Genomic DNA, 13074 nt, shown 5'->3' with positions numbered 1-13074 from the left:
TGTCGCTGGCGTGGCTGGCGTCACCGAGGGCTGTTCCCGGTTTGACCGCTGCCGGGGGCGGCCCACCGCTGGCATGGGGCCCCCTGGACCTGGCCCTTGCGCGCAGCCGCCGAATCGCCGGAGACGCCGCTCCCCCGGGCCCTGCGGCGATGATCGGCCACACGCCCGCGCCGTGGGGGTTGGAACGCCAGCCATGACCGCCATCCTCGATCGCCTCACCGAGCGCATCGGCAACACGCCGCTGGTGCGGCTGCACGAGACGGCCCGGCACTACGGAGCCCAGGCGGAGGTGGTGCTCAAGCTCGAGTACCTGAACCCCCTCGGCAGCGTCAAGGACCGCACGGCCTTCAACCTGCTGGAGGACGCCCGCGCCGCCGGTGTGGTGCGCCAGGACTCCGTGCTGATCGAGCCCACCACCGGCAACACCGGCATCGGCCTGGCCTTCGCGGCCGCCGCCGCCGGTGTGCGCCTGATCCTGGTGATGCCGGAGCGGGTGAGCGCCGAGCGCATCCGCCTGGCCAAGCTGCTGGGGGCGAGGGTGGTGCTCACGCCGGCGGACAAGGGCATGCTCGGCTGCATCGCCAAGGCGGAGGAACTGCAGCGGCGCATCCCCGGCGGCGTGATCCTGCAGCAGTTCCGCAACCCCGCCAATCCCGCCATCCACGAGCGCACCACCGGCCCAGAGATCTGGCGCGACACCGGCGGCGAGCTGGCGGTGGTGGTGGCGGGGGTGGGCACCGGCGGCACCCTGATGGGGGTGGCCCGGGCCCTGAAGCCCCTCCATCCCGGCCTGCGCTGCGTGGCGGTGCAGCCGGCCCGCTCCCCCGTGCTCGGGGGCGGTGAACCCGGGCCGCACCAGCTCACGGGCATGGGGCCCAACTTCGTGTCGCCCCAGGTGGATCTCGGTCTGATCGACGAGATCGTCTCGGCCTATGAGGAGGATGCGATCGCCGTGCTGCGCTACTGCGCCGCCCACGACGGCATTCCCCTCGGCGTCTCCAGCGGGGCGGTGGTGTGGGCGGCCCTGCAGCTGGCGCGGCAGCCGGAGCTGGCGGGGCAGCGCATCGTGGCCATCTGCGCCTCGGGCAGCGAGCGCTACCTCTCCACCAGCCTGCTGGCCGCGATCGGCCTCGAGGGCGACGACGTGAGCGACTGGTACGGCGATGCCCCCTGAGGCCCTGCTGGCCGTGGCCCCCCGGGGGGCGGCGGCACTCGGGGGCCTGGATCTGGTCTGGGTGGCCCTCGCGGCCGCGGCCGCGGGCCTGATCAACGCCCTGGCGGGCGGCGGCTCCCTGATCAGCTTCCCTGCCCTCACCGCCCTGGGGCTGCCGGCGGTGATGGCCAACGTGACCAACACCGTGGCCCTGGCCCCCGGCTACCTGGGCGCCACCCTGGCCCAGCGCCAGGAGCTGCGCGGCCAGGGCCGCCGCCTCCGGCTGCTGCTGCCCGCCGCTGCCGCCGGTGGGCTGGTGGGCGGGGTGCTGCTGCTGAACACCGGCGAGAGGCTGTTCGCCGCTTTGGTGCCCGTGCTGATCCTGTTCGCCTCGCTGCTGCTGGCGGCCCAGGGGCGGCTGCGGGCCTGGGTGCTGCGGCGTGCCGAACGCCGTGGCCGCCACCCCAGTGAGCGGTGGGCGATCGCCCCGGTGGCCCTGGCGGCCGTCTACGGGGGCTATTTCGGCGGCGGGCTGAGCGTGATCGTGCTGGCGGTGCTCGCCCTCAGCCTCGACGACACCCTGACCCGCCTCAATGGCCTCAAGCAGGCGATCGCCTTCCTCACCAACGTCACGGCCGCGCTGTTCTTCCTGGTCTCCGGCCAGGTGGCCTGGGTCACGGCCGCGGTGATGGCGCTGGCGGCCCTGCTGGGCGGAGCGCTGGGGGGCCGGCTGGCCGGCCGGGTCGATCCCGAGGCCCTGCGCCACCTCGTGGTGGGCGTGGGGATCGCCGTGGCGCTGGTCTACCTGCTGCGCCTGGTTGCGTCCTGAGCCCGGGGAGTGGGCCTCGGGAGGGGGAGCGCGCGGCTCTGGTCTGGGTCGCCGCTACAGGAGGCCGGCGTCGGTGGGCTCGCCCTCGGCCCAGGTCTGCTCCAGGTAGGGGGCCAGGAAGCAGTCCTCGGGCAGTTCGGCGTTGCCGCTCAGTTCCAGGCCCAGGAAGGTCTGGCGCCCCTGGCAGAACTGCCAGCACAGTTCCACCTCCAGCACCAGGCTGTCGGCGAGCATGCTGTCGTGCAGGGTCAACTGCGCCGCTTCGCCGGACTGGAGCCCCGGTTCGCCGATCACCACCACGCAGGCGCCACGGCGGCTGACGTCCCAGAGGGTGACAGGCCAGGCGCGGCCATCCTGGCAGCGCATGACGCCCGTGACGGCCCAGGCGCCGAAGGGCACCTGATGGCGCGGTTGCTGGCGCCGGTTGTCCGGGCTGCGGCGCGTCTCAAGGGCGCGGCGCTCGGCATCGCGGCGATCGGAGCCGCCTCTCCTGTCGCCGACACGGCCGCCGGGCTTGGGGGCGTCCATGGAAGGCCCGAATCATGTTCAACAACACTACCCATCGTGGGGCGGGGCGCTGCTGCAACTGTGGTGGTCGGGTTGCTCCGAACCCGGCCGATGGCCAGGTGGTCGCTTGCAGGAAAAGCCGGCTAACGGATTTGAACCGATGGCCTTCGCTTTACAAAAGCGCTGCTCTACCACTGAGCTAAGCCGGCAACGGGGCCTTGCCCCGCAGGGAGCTTATCGCTGCCGGAGCGCCCAGAGCAGCAGCTGGGTGCGGTTGCGGCAGCCGGTCTTGGCCAGCAGGTTGCCGATGTGCCCCTCCACCGTGCGCGGGCTGAGCACCAGGGCCGCGGCGATCCCCTTGTTGCTGTGGCCCTGCAGCAACTGATCCAGCACCAGGGATTCGCCGGCGGTGATCGCGAACAGGTTGGGAGCCATGGCCGTGGCGGCTGCGCTGTCCGCAGTGTTCCCGCGGTTCCGGTGCCCGGGCGCCAGGCACCCCGGTTCAGGCGGTCGGGTGCCGCTGGTGGTGTTCAGGCCGTGGCGACGGCGCCGTCGCCGGCCGTCGCGCCGCCGGCGACCTCAGCGGCGGCAGCGGTGCCGGGTTCCACCAGGGGGCGGGCCCGCTTGATCGGCAGGTTGGCCACCAGGGCCGTCACCCGGTCCTCGGTCTCAAGGCTCACGTCGCCCTCGTCCAGGTCGATCTCCACGTAGCGGCTCACCACCTCGAGGATCTCGCGCCGCATCTGCTCCAGCAGTTCGGGGTTGAGGTCGCTGCGGTCGTGGGCGAGCACGAGCTGCAGCCGCTCGCGGGCCACATTGGCGCTGGCGGGCTGACGACCGAGCAGCTTGTCGATGAAGTCGCGCAGGGTCATCGCTTCAGAAGATCTTGGTGGTCATCAGGCGGCCGAGCTTGGCCCGCAGGCCCCGGCCGGCCTTGGCGGGATCCATCAGCGGCACGTCCTCGCCGCGCAGGCGCCGGGCGATGTTGTTGTAGGCCAGGGCCGCCGGCGACTTGGCGCCGTTGAGGGTGAGCGGCTCGCCCCGGTTGGTGGACACGATCACCTGCTCGTCCTCCATCACCAGGCCCAGCAGCGGCAGGGCCAGGATGTCGGTCACATCGGCGACGCTCAGCATCTCCTGGTTGGCCATCATCTTGGGCCGCACCCGGTTGAGCACCAGCTGGATCGGCTTGACACCGTGGCTGTTGAGCAGGCCGATCACCCGGTCGGCGTCCCGCACCGCGGACACCTCCGGGGTGGTGATCACGATCGCCTCCTGGGCCGCGGCCACTGCGTTCTTGAAGCCGTCCTCGATGCCGGCCGGGCAGTCGATCAGCACGACGTCGAACTGCTCGCCCAGCATGGTGGCGATGCGCTGCATGTCCTCCGGCTGCAGCCACTCGAGCATGCGGGGATTGCCGGCCGGCAGCAGGGCCAGGTTGGGCTCCTGCTTGTGCTTCACCAGGGCCTGCTCCAGGCGGCAGCTGCCCGAGAGCACCTCCTGGGCGGTGAACACGATGCGGTTCTCCAGGCCCAGCAGCAGGTCCAGGTTGCGCAGGCCGAAGTCCGCGTCCAGCACCGCCGTGCGCACCCCCTGCCGGGCCAGGGCGATGCCCAGGTTGGCCGTGAGGGTGGTCTTCCCGACGCCCCCCTTGCCGGAGCAGATCAGGATGTAGCGGGTCCCTGGAGCGGTCACGGCAACATTCGACGTCGGGGCAGGCTAAGACGAACGCCCGGATTTGGTCCGTGTTCCGGCTGTCGCTGCCGCGCCGCTCGTGGGGTCTAGAACACGGGGGCCCGCACGGCCCGCGATGACCCCCTCCCCCGACCACCGGCAGCGGCTGCTGGTGATGCCCGACGACGGGGTGCAGGCCGTGGTGGAGCTGATCGACCAGGCCCGCGAGCAGCTGTTGCTCAAACAGTTCAAGCTCCAGTCGCGGGAGGTGGAAGAGGCCCTGCGGCGCGCCCGCGAGCGGGGCGTGCGGGTGCGGGTGATGCTCAACCCCCACACTTCCGCCGGCGACCGCTGGAACGACGAGGCCTTCGCCCTCCTGCAGAGCTGGCAGATCGAGGTGGCCTGGACCAGCGAGGCCTTCCCGGTGACCCACGAGAAGTCGCTGGTGGTGGACCGGGAACTGGCCCTGATCTCCACCTTCAACCTGGCGGACAAATACTTCACCCTGACCCGGGACTACGGCGTGGTGACCTACGCCCCCGAGGTGGTGGCCCAGGTGATCGCCGGCTTCGAGGCCGACTGGCACCGCCACTTCTTTGAGCCCGATCTCGGCGTGGGGCTGGTCTGGAGCAGCTTCCACAGCCGCGGTCAGATGGCCCGGATCGTGGATGCGGCCACCAGCAGCCTCTGGATCCAGCACCCCAAGTTCGTGGATGCGGTGATCCTCGAGCGGATCATCGCGGCCCGCGAGCGTGGAGTGAAGGTGCGGGTGCTGTGCGGCGGCAAGCACGGCATCAGCGACTGGGACATTTACGACACCTTCAGTTCCCTGCGGCTGATGGGGCGCTTCGGGGTGAAGGTGCGGCGCCAGAAGCACCTCAAGCTGCACGCCAAGCTGATCCTCATCGATGGCATCGCCGCCCAGACCGGCTCCATGAACATCGACCGCAGCGCCTTCGACCTGCGCCGCGAGCTGGGAATCGAGTCCGATGCCCCCGACGTGGTGGCGCGGCTCAAGGCCACCTTCGAGGCCGACTGGGCCCAGGCCGCCAAGTACCGGGCCCCCGATCCCCTCGATCCCAGCCTCCACGAGGAGGGCGAGCTGCCGCCCGATCCCCACTTCGTGCACAACTGAGCGGCATGGCCAGCTCCCCGCCACCCAGCGCGACGCCACCGCCCGCTGGCCCGCCAGCCCCGCCCCCGTCGCTGGCGGGGCTGTTCCTGGGCATGCAGCAGGTGGCGCTCTCCTCCTTCGGCGGCGGCCTCTCGGCCTGGAGCCAGCGGATCGTGGTGGAGAACCGCCGCTGGATGAGCAACGAGGAGTTCATCACGGGCCTCACCGTGGCCCGCCTGTTCCCGGGGCCCAACCAGATCAACATGGCCGTCTACATCGGGGCCCGCTTCCACGGCCTGGCCGGGGCCCTGGCGGCCCTGGCCGGAATGCTGCTGCTGCCCTTCAGCGTGCTGCTGCTGATCGGGCTCGCCTACTTCTACCTCCACCTGGTGATGGCGGTGGACCGGGTGCTGGCCGGGGTGGTGGCCGCGGCGGCCGGCATGGCCCTCTCGATGGGCTTCAAGATCCTGGGCGAGTACCGCCGCGACCCCCTGGCCCTGCTGCTGGCGGTGGCCAGCTTCCTGGCCATGGACGTGTTCCACGTGCGGCTGATCCCGCTGGTGCTGGTGCTGGGGCCGATCGCCATGGCCCTCTACTGGCCGCGCTCGCCCCGCCAGCCGGCCCCTGCCGCCGGGCCTGAGCCATGAGTGCGGCCGCCTGCCAGCCGGCCAGCCTCACCGACCTCGCCAACCTGGCGGCGGTGCTCTGGGATTTCCTCAGCCTGTCGCTGTTCTCCCTGGGCGGCGGCAACACCCTGCTGGCCGAGTACCACCACCTCAGCGTCGACCAGTACTGCTGGCTCACCTCCCGCCAGTTCGCCGACATCTACGCCCTGGCGGAAGCGGCGCCAGGGCCCAGTTCGATGATCGTGGGGCTGCTGGGAATGGGGGCGGCCTGGCGGGAGGGCCCGTTCTGGGCCCTGCTCAGCGGCGTGGTGGCGGAGGCGGCCATCCTGTTGCCCTCCACCCTGCTGATGGTGGCGGCGGCCCTGGGCTGGAATCGCTTCAAGGATTCGCCGATCCGCGTGGCCTTCGAGCGGGGCCTGGGCCCGGTCACCCTCGGCATCCTGTTCGGCGTGGGGGTCAAGATCCTGCGCACCGCAGACCACGATCTGCCCGCCCTGCTGGTGTCGCTGCTGGTGTGCGCGCTGATGCTGCGCACCCGCGTCTCGCCCCTGTGGTTCATGGCGGTGGCGGGGGTGCTGGGCGGTCTGGGGCTGATCAACCGTTGAGGGGCCAGATCGGCTCGGCCGGTCGGATCGCGATCGCCCCGTCCTCCAGCACCGCCTCTTCGGTGAAGCCGGCGGGGGGCTGATCCTCGGGCCCCCGGGCCACGGCTGCGGCGATGCGCAGCTGCAGCGGCCGCAGCTGCAGGGCCACGATCCGGGCGCTGCCATCGCCGCGGCAGCCGGCATGGGCCACGCCCCGCAGCCGCCCCCACACCCGCACATCGCCCACGGCCGAGATGCGGGCGCCGGGGTTCACGTCCCCCAGCAGCAGCACCGACCCCTCGGCCTGCAGGTGGTCGCCGGAGCGCAGGGTGCCCTGGTGAATGGTGAGCGCCGCTGCGGGGCGATCCGGCTCCCCCCCGGCCTCCAGCTCCGGTTCGCTCTGCAGCCCGGTGGCCAGCCCCAGGGCCGCGGCGGCCACCAGGGTCTCGGCCCGGCTGCCCTCCACCCGCTCCAGCGTCAGGCCCACGCCCGCCAGCAGCTGCTGCAGCGCCCGCAGGTCCGGCAGGGTCAGCGGCCAGTCGCGGCTGTGCAGCACCAGCGGACCGGAGGGGGGCCGGCTGCCGAGGCCGTGGCGCACCTCCGCCAGGGCGCCGTTGCCGGCGCTGCGGCTGATCGGCAGCTGCAGCTGGTGGGGCAGGCCAGGGGCCTGGGCCGGTGTCAGCAGGGCGGCCATCTCACCGGGGCGGACATCTCAGCTGGGCCAGCATCCCACTACCGGCCATCGGCCAGGGCCAGGGCCAGCTCCTCGCGCAGCACCGGGCTCACCTCGGCCGGGTGGATCAGCCAGGCCGTCTGGACCGGCTGGCTGAGGCTGGTCACCAGGGCCGAACTGGCCTCCAGGGCCGCCAGGCGCTGGCCGTCCCACAGGCGCAGCCCTCCTTTGTAGGGGTGGTAGCCGCGGCTCTCCCGCTGCTGCAGCCCGCAGCAGCTCTCGGGATCCAGGCCCGCCGCGCCGCTCAGGGCCCGGGCCCGGGCCAGGAACTCCAGCCGCCGCTCGGGGCGCAGCTCCGTCACCGCCGTCGCCTTGAGCAGGCGCCGATCCAGCAGCCGGGCGCAGAGACCCCGCAGCGGCTCCGGACCCTGCTCCCGCCAGCGCAGCAGGTGGTAGCCGGTGCGCAGGTCGTCGTTGGCCAGGTAGGTCTCCAGGTCGATGGCGTCCGGCTGCCACAGCCAGCGGGCCATCACCGCATCGGCCTCCAGCTGGCTGGGCCCCAGCCGCCGCGCCGTGGCGATCACCTGGCTCAGCAGCCAGTTGCACACCACGTTGAGCCGGTGGTTGTAGACGCTGCGGTACATCAGGTTGCGCACCACCAGGTAGTGCTCCACGGCCATCAGCCCCTTGGGGTGCAGGGCCAGCTGGCCATCGGGCGCCAGGGTGAGGGCCGCCAGGATCCGCTCCAGATCCAGCTGGCCGTAGCGGGTGCCGGTGCTGTAGCTGTCGCGCAGCAGGTAGTCGAGCCGGTCGCAGTCCAGCTGGCTGCTCACCAGGGCCTTGATGGCGGGCTGGTCGTAGCGGCCGTGCTCCAGCAGGTCGGCCACCGCATCGGCCGTGCCGGGGGCGTAGGCCTCGAGCCGCTGCCGCAGGGCGGGGTGCTCGCGGATCAGCCGCCCCGACCAGCTCTCGTGGCGCAGGCCATACATCTCCTCGCCCGAGTGGCTCAGGGGGGCGTGCCCCACGTCGTGCAGCAGTGCCGCCGCCAGCAGCACGCCGCGGTGCTCCTCCAGCGGGGGAGCCTGGGCGGCCAGCCCATCGAGGGCCTGGCGCGCCAGGTGCAGCACCCCCAGGGAGTGGGTGAAGCGGCTGGATTCGGCCCCGTGGAAGGTGAGGAAGGCCGGGCCGAGCTGGCGGATGCGCCGCAGCCGCTGGAAGGGAGCCGTGTCGATCAGATCGATCGCCAGGGCCTCGGCCGGATGGCGCGGGTCCAGGCGGATCGCCCCGTGCAGCGGGTCGTGGTAGGTGCGCGGACCCATCAGCTGGCCCCCTGGCCGGCCCTGGCCTGCCCTGCCGCCGGGCCATCGAGCTGGTGCGCCAGCTGGGCGGCCGCCGCCTCCAGCCAGTGGTCGTCGGCCCCACCGGGGTCCAGCGGCTCGGGGCCGGGCAGCAGCTGGTCCGGTTCGATGCCGAGGTTCTGGATGTCGCGGCCGCTGGGGGTCACGTAGCGGGCCACGGTCACCGCAAGGCCGCTGCCGTCGCTGCCCAGTCCGATCAGGGTCTGGATCAGGCCCTTGCCGAAGGTGCGGCTGCCCAGCAGGGGCGAGCGGCCGTCGTCCTGGAGGGCGCCGGCCAGGATCTCGCTGGCGCTGGCGGTGCCCGCGTTCACCAGGGTCACCATCGGACCCCCGTAGAGCAGTCCCCGGTGGGCCTGCTGGGCATCGGCGAAGCCCTCACGGTTGCGGGTCTCCACGATCGGCTCGCCATCCAGCAGCGCATCGGCCACGGCCAGGCCGGCTGCCACCAGGCCGCCCGAGTTGTTGCGCAGGTCCAGAACCAGCCCTTCGGCCCCATCCCGCTGCAGCTGCTCCAGGGCGTCCTGCACCTGCTGGGGCACGGGTTCGGCGAACTGGCTGATGCGCAGATAACCGAGGCGGTGGCCGCCGGCCTCGATCAGCCGGCTGCGCACGGGATGCAGGTCCACCGTGCGCCGCTGCAGCTCCAGCTCCCGCGGCCGCCCGCCGGGGGACTGCAGCGTCAGCAGCACCCGCGTGCCCGACGCGCCCCGCAGCCGCGCTGCGGTGCCCTCCAGGCCAAGGGCCTGCGTCTCGAGGCCATCCACCTGCAGCACGGCCGTGCCGCTGCTGATGCCGGCCTCATCGGCGGGGGAATCCTCCAGGGGGGCGATCACCACGATCCCGGCGTCGCTCCCCGCCGCGCTGCCGCTCAGCCCCAGCTGCAGTCCCACGCCGCTGACGCTGCCCTGGGTGTTGGAGCGCAGGCTGGCGTATTCGGCCGGCCGCAGCAGGCGGGTGTAGGGGTCGCCGATGGGGGCGAGCAGCGCCTCGATGGCGTCGTAGGCGTCGCCACTGGTCTGGATCGGGCGTTCCAGGGCCTTCTGGCGCAGCCGCTTCCAGCCGATCGCCTCGAAGCGGGCCGGATCCACGTAGCTCTGGTTCACGAGCCGCCAGCTCTCCACCACCAGCTGCTGGGCGTCGTTCAGGGCCCAGGCCGCGGCGGGCTGCAGCAGCAGAACCGCCGTCAGCAGCGCGCTGACCAGCGTGCTGGTCAGGGGCGCCAGCCTCCGGCCGGGCCCCGCTGGCGAGGGCGGCAGGCGTCGGGGCTGGGATGGCGGGGCGCTCACGTCCGGTCCGGGGCGATCGGTAGACTCTGCCAACCAAACCCTCTCGCTGCATGGCGAACTCCTCTCCCGCCGCTGGCGGAAAGTCCTCGCCGGTCTACGACTGGTTCCAGGAGCGGCTCGAGATCCAGGACATCGCCGACGACATCGCGTCGAAGTACGTCCCCCCTCACGTCAACATCTTCTATTGCCTGGGTGGCATCACCCTGGTCTGCTTCCTGGTCCAGTTTGCGACCGGGTTTGCGATGACCTTCTATTACAAGCCCACCGTGGCTGAGGCCTACGCCTCGGTGCAGTACCTGATGACCGACGTCAGCTTCGGCTGGCTGATCCGCTCGGTGCACCGCTGGAGCGCCTCGATGATGGTGCTGATGCTGATCCTGCACGTGTTCCGCGTGTACCTCACCGGCGGCTTCAAGCGTCCCCGGGAGCTCACCTGGATCACCGGCGTCACCATGGCCGTGATCACGGTCTCCTTCGGCGTCACCGGCTACTCCCTGCCCTGGGACCAGGTCGGCTACTGGGCCGTGAAGATCGTGAGCGGTGTTCCTGCCGCCGTGCCCGTGGTGGGCAACTTCATGGTGGAGCTCCTGCGCGGCGGCGAGAGCGTCGGCCAGGCAACCCTCACGCGCTTCTACAGCCTGCACACCTTCGTGATGCCCTGGCTGCTGGCCGTGTTCATGCTCATGCACTTCCTGATGATCCGGAAGCAGGGCATCTCCGGTCCCCTCTGAATCCAGGTTCTGCCGGGGATCTGCTGGGATTGCGAAATGCTGCAATCCCCGCCCCGCCTCCCCTCCGGGACCAGCGCCAGCTCCGTCCCGGTTCCTAGCCTTCCTTCACTCGGTTTCCGCCGGCTCGCCGGCTCTTCAACCCGGTCCCTCTTCAGGCCTTCGCCATGCACATCCTCAAGAAGCCCGACCTGAGCGATCCCAAGCTGCGGGCCAAGCTGGCCAAGGGCATGGGCCACAACTATTACGGTGAGCCCGCCTGGCCCAACGACCTGCTCTACATCTTCCCGGTGGTGATCCTCGGGACGATCGGCTGCCTGGTGGGTCTGGCCGTGCTCGACCCCGCCATGCTGGGTGACAAGGCCGATCCCTTCGCCACCCCCCTGGAAATCCTGCCGGAGTGGTACCTCTACCCGGTGTTCCAGATCCTGCGGGTCGTTCCCAACAAGCTGCTCGGCATCGTCCTGCAGACGATGGTTCCCCTGGGCCTGATGCTGGTGCCCTTCATCGAGAGCTTCAATAAGTTCCAGAACCCCTTCCGTCGTCCGGTGGCCATGGCCGCCTTCCTCTTCGGCACGGTGTTCACCATCTACCTCGGCATCGGCGCTGCCCTGCCCATCGACAAGTCCCTCACCCTGGGTCTGTTCTGAGCGCAGCGCGTCCTGCCTGATCGCCTTGCGGATCCACGCTTCGGCTCCATCCCCACAACCCCTGGCCCTGGCCAGGGGTTTTTTTGTGCCTCAGTACGGGGAGGCGTTCAGGGGGTGTTGATGTCCAGCAGGGTCACGTCGCGGGGGTTCACCCGCAGCAGGTGGTGCAGCAGCAGGAAGCCCACGATCGTCCAGGTCTGGTAGGTGCGGGCCTGCTGTCCCACCCAGGTGCCGGTGGGTCCGTCGAAGTACTCGGCCCACTGCTGGCGCGGCAGCTGGTTGAGCTGGCTCCAGTAACACTCCTCGAGCATCGCCTTCATCTGTCCCATCAGCAGCACGTCCGCTGAGGGGTGGCGCTGCTCGTGCAGCAGGATCGCGCCACCGAGGAACCAGAGCAGGCTGGGCCAGTGGCCGCCGTTGTGGTAGCTCCAGGGCCAGTTCTTGGGATCGGAGCCGGTCTTGTCACGCCATTCATCCCCCTCCATCGGCGGATGGCAGATCCGCATCGGCATCTGGGCCATCAGGTGTTCGCGGTTGTGGAGCACCAGCCGGAACAGGGCCCGCTGCTGCGGCGCCGACACCAGGCCGAACAGACAGGCCAGGGCATTGCCCAGGCTGTAGAAGCGGAAGTCCGGTCGGCCGGTGCGCATGTTGCCGATCAGGTAGCCGCCCCGTTCCTCCAGCCAGTTCTGCAGCCAGGGAGGGATCACCTGGGGCTGCACGTTGAATTCGTTCTGGTACTGATGCTCGCCGTACTGCTCCGTGGGTCGGCGCCGCAGCACCTGCAGGGTCTTGCTGGTCACCCAGTAGTGCTTGAGCAGGAACAGGCGCAGGTCGTGCTGCCAGGCCCGGGTCAGCAGCAGGCGCTGATCCAGAAGGCGGCTGGTGTTGCCCTTCTGGGCCAGCTCCATCAGCTGGCAGCAGCTGCGCAGGCAGCCGAACAGCAGCACCTCCACCTCCAGCGGTGCCCCCCACACGTCCATGGGGCGATCGATCATGAAGGCGCAGTCGGGCACGAACAGCACCGGTGTGCCCTCGAAGGTGGGGTGCAGCACCAGATCCAGCAGCAGCTGCACACCGCGCTGCACCTTCTGACTCACGCCGAATTCCCAGTCGCGGCTTCGGCGCACGTAGAGCCAGCAGAGCACCGGCCACCACAGGCTGGCGTCCACTGAGGTGATGCGGCCGATCGAGCGCTGGCCGTAGTCGGCGAGCACCTTGCCGTCCTGTTCCACGAAGCTGGTGGGGAACACGCCGCGGGTCTGGTAGGCGCTGCTCTGCAGGTCGAGGCACACCTCCAGGAAATGGCGCACGATCTCGTGACGCCCCTGCAGCAGCAGGTAGAGCATCACGGGCACGTTGTCCCGCAGGAACACCTCGTCGTAGTTGAGGGCGCCGTCCCGACCCGGGTGTTTCAGGGCGGCCATGGAGCCCACCGGCTTGCCGCCCACCTGGATCAGGGTGCGCTCGAAGTACTCCCGGGCGCGAGCCACCACGGCGTCTTCCCGGGAACTGGGGCGAACCCGCAGGCGCTCCTGGCTGAACTGCTGCGCCATGGCGGGCTCCAGACCCCTGGGCCTTCGGGCCAACGCTAGGCAGGGCAAGGGGTTGCGTCAGCTGTCTGCCCACCTCGCCCACCCCGTTTGCTGGATCGGGGAGTGGGGTGTTATGGTTTTGGACTGCGCGGGAGCCGAGAGGCGAGCGTGCAGCGCCAAGGAGCCACCGGGGGAACCCGAGCGGAATTCTGAGGTGACTTACGACGAAGGAGGCGCGAGCCACCGGTGTTGTAAGTTCAAGAGGCGGTCGCGAGGCCGCTGAAACCGGAAGCCCGAGAGGGCGGAAGGAGCACCTGGACAACCGAAAAGTTTAGGAACTGACGCTTTCACTGCGTC

The 13074-nt window shown here is 70.7% G+C and carries 15 protein-coding genes and 1 tRNA gene; 7 read left to right on the top strand and 9 right to left on the bottom strand.

Annotated elements, in window-relative coordinates; translation table 11 throughout:
- Nucleotides 1-193: 193 nt before the first annotated feature.
- Both cysK and ACLV7J_RS11735 read left to right on the top strand, forming a co-directional pair.
- Nucleotides 194-1174 carry a cysteine synthase A gene (cysK, locus tag ACLV7J_RS11740; RefSeq protein WP_411869281.1) on the top strand — a complete coding sequence of 327 codons (981 nt, stop codon included), beginning with the start codon at nucleotides 194-196 and terminating at the stop codon, nucleotides 1172-1174.
- Complete coding sequence (locus ACLV7J_RS11735) at nucleotides 1164-1982, top strand: sulfite exporter TauE/SafE family protein (protein WP_411869280.1); 819 nt, start codon at nucleotides 1164-1166, stop codon at nucleotides 1980-1982. Before cysK ends, ACLV7J_RS11735 begins: the two co-directional genes overlap by 11 nt.
- Before the next feature lie 54 nt (nucleotides 1983-2036).
- Here ACLV7J_RS11735 and ACLV7J_RS11730 read toward each other — a convergent pair whose 3' ends face one another.
- From ACLV7J_RS11730 to minD, 5 genes are all read right to left on the bottom strand, one after another.
- On the bottom strand, nucleotides 2037-2510 hold the full coding sequence (locus ACLV7J_RS11730; RefSeq protein ID WP_411869279.1) for a PilZ domain-containing protein: 474 nt from the start codon (nucleotides 2508-2510) through the stop codon (nucleotides 2037-2039).
- Between the two features lie 116 nt (nucleotides 2511-2626).
- A tRNA-Thr gene (locus ACLV7J_RS11725) sits at nucleotides 2627-2698 on the bottom strand.
- Nucleotides 2699-2723: 25 nt separating this feature from the next.
- Entirely contained in the window at nucleotides 2724-2924 is a 201-nt protein-coding gene (locus ACLV7J_RS11720) for a response regulator transcription factor (RefSeq protein ID WP_255126169.1), read from the bottom strand.
- 95 nt (nucleotides 2925-3019) lie between these two features.
- Nucleotides 3020-3361, bottom strand: coding sequence for a cell division topological specificity factor MinE (gene minE, locus ACLV7J_RS11715; protein ID WP_411869278.1), 342 nt, complete (start codon nucleotides 3359-3361; stop codon nucleotides 3020-3022).
- A 4-nt stretch (nucleotides 3362-3365) separates the two neighbouring features.
- A complete protein-coding gene (gene minD, locus ACLV7J_RS11710; RefSeq protein ID WP_255126167.1) occupies nucleotides 3366-4184 on the bottom strand; it encodes a septum site-determining protein MinD in 819 nt (272 codons plus the stop codon).
- 115 nt (nucleotides 4185-4299) lie between these two features.
- Here minD and ACLV7J_RS11705 point away from each other — a divergent pair, with 115 nt between their 5' ends.
- The 3 genes from ACLV7J_RS11705 to ACLV7J_RS11695 are packed head-to-tail and all read left to right on the top strand — an operon-like array spanning nucleotide 4300 to nucleotide 6508.
- The gene (locus tag ACLV7J_RS11705; protein ID WP_411869277.1) at nucleotides 4300-5298 is read left to right on the top strand and encodes a phospholipase D-like domain-containing protein; all 999 of its coding nucleotides are present in this window, start codon (nucleotides 4300-4302) and stop codon (nucleotides 5296-5298) included.
- 5 nt (nucleotides 5299-5303) lie between these two features.
- The gene (locus ACLV7J_RS11700) at nucleotides 5304-5924 is read left to right on the top strand and encodes a chromate transporter (protein ID WP_411869276.1); all 621 of its coding nucleotides are present in this window, start codon (nucleotides 5304-5306) and stop codon (nucleotides 5922-5924) included.
- Entirely contained in the window at nucleotides 5921-6508 is a 588-nt protein-coding gene (locus tag ACLV7J_RS11695) for a chromate transporter (RefSeq protein ID WP_411869275.1), read from the top strand. Before ACLV7J_RS11700 ends, ACLV7J_RS11695 begins: the two co-directional genes overlap by 4 nt.
- On the opposite strand, the gene minC is transcribed toward ACLV7J_RS11695, so the two are convergent.
- From minC to ctpZ, 3 genes are read right to left on the bottom strand one after another with little or no spacing between them, the layout of a single operon-like run.
- Nucleotides 6498-7181 (bottom strand): septum site-determining protein MinC, encoded by a 684-nt coding sequence (minC, locus tag ACLV7J_RS11690; RefSeq protein WP_411869274.1) that lies wholly within the window; start codon nucleotides 7179-7181, stop codon nucleotides 6498-6500. The genes ACLV7J_RS11695 and minC overlap by 11 nt on opposite strands.
- Nucleotides 7182-7219: 38 nt before the next feature.
- Entirely contained in the window at nucleotides 7220-8479 is a 1260-nt protein-coding gene (locus ACLV7J_RS11685) for an HD domain-containing protein (RefSeq protein ID WP_411869273.1), read from the bottom strand.
- Nucleotides 8479-9741 (bottom strand): carboxyl-terminal processing protease CtpZ, encoded by a 1263-nt coding sequence (gene ctpZ, locus ACLV7J_RS11680; RefSeq protein ID WP_411869367.1) that lies wholly within the window; start codon nucleotides 9739-9741, stop codon nucleotides 8479-8481. The genes ACLV7J_RS11685 and ctpZ overlap by 1 nt, the downstream gene beginning before the upstream one ends.
- 113 nt (nucleotides 9742-9854) lie before the next feature.
- Between ctpZ and petB the strand changes: the two genes are divergently transcribed.
- Together petB and petD are read left to right on the top strand one after the other, a co-directional pair.
- Nucleotides 9855-10535: a cytochrome b6 gene (gene petB, locus ACLV7J_RS11675; RefSeq protein WP_411869272.1), complete on the top strand. Its 681-nt coding sequence runs from the start codon at nucleotides 9855-9857 to the stop codon at nucleotides 10533-10535.
- 164 nt (nucleotides 10536-10699) lie between these two features.
- Nucleotides 10700-11182, top strand: coding sequence for a cytochrome b6-f complex subunit IV (petD, locus tag ACLV7J_RS11670; protein ID WP_411869271.1), 483 nt, complete (start codon nucleotides 10700-10702; stop codon nucleotides 11180-11182).
- A gap of 107 nt (nucleotides 11183-11289) precedes the next feature.
- Here the strand turns inward: petD and ACLV7J_RS11665 are convergent, their stop codons facing one another.
- Nucleotides 11290-12738: a glycoside hydrolase 100 family protein gene (locus ACLV7J_RS11665; RefSeq protein WP_411869270.1), complete on the bottom strand. Its 1449-nt coding sequence runs from the start codon at nucleotides 12736-12738 to the stop codon at nucleotides 11290-11292.
- Between the last annotated feature and the right edge of the window lie 336 nt (nucleotides 12739-13074).

It is taken from the genome of Vulcanococcus limneticus LL (assembly GCF_943369875.1).
Lineage (GTDB): Bacteria > Cyanobacteriota > Cyanobacteriia > PCC-6307 > Cyanobiaceae > Vulcanococcus > Vulcanococcus limneticus_A.
The sequence above is the reverse complement of the archived record's forward strand: the minus strand, read 5'-3'. Positions and strand labels throughout refer to the sequence as shown.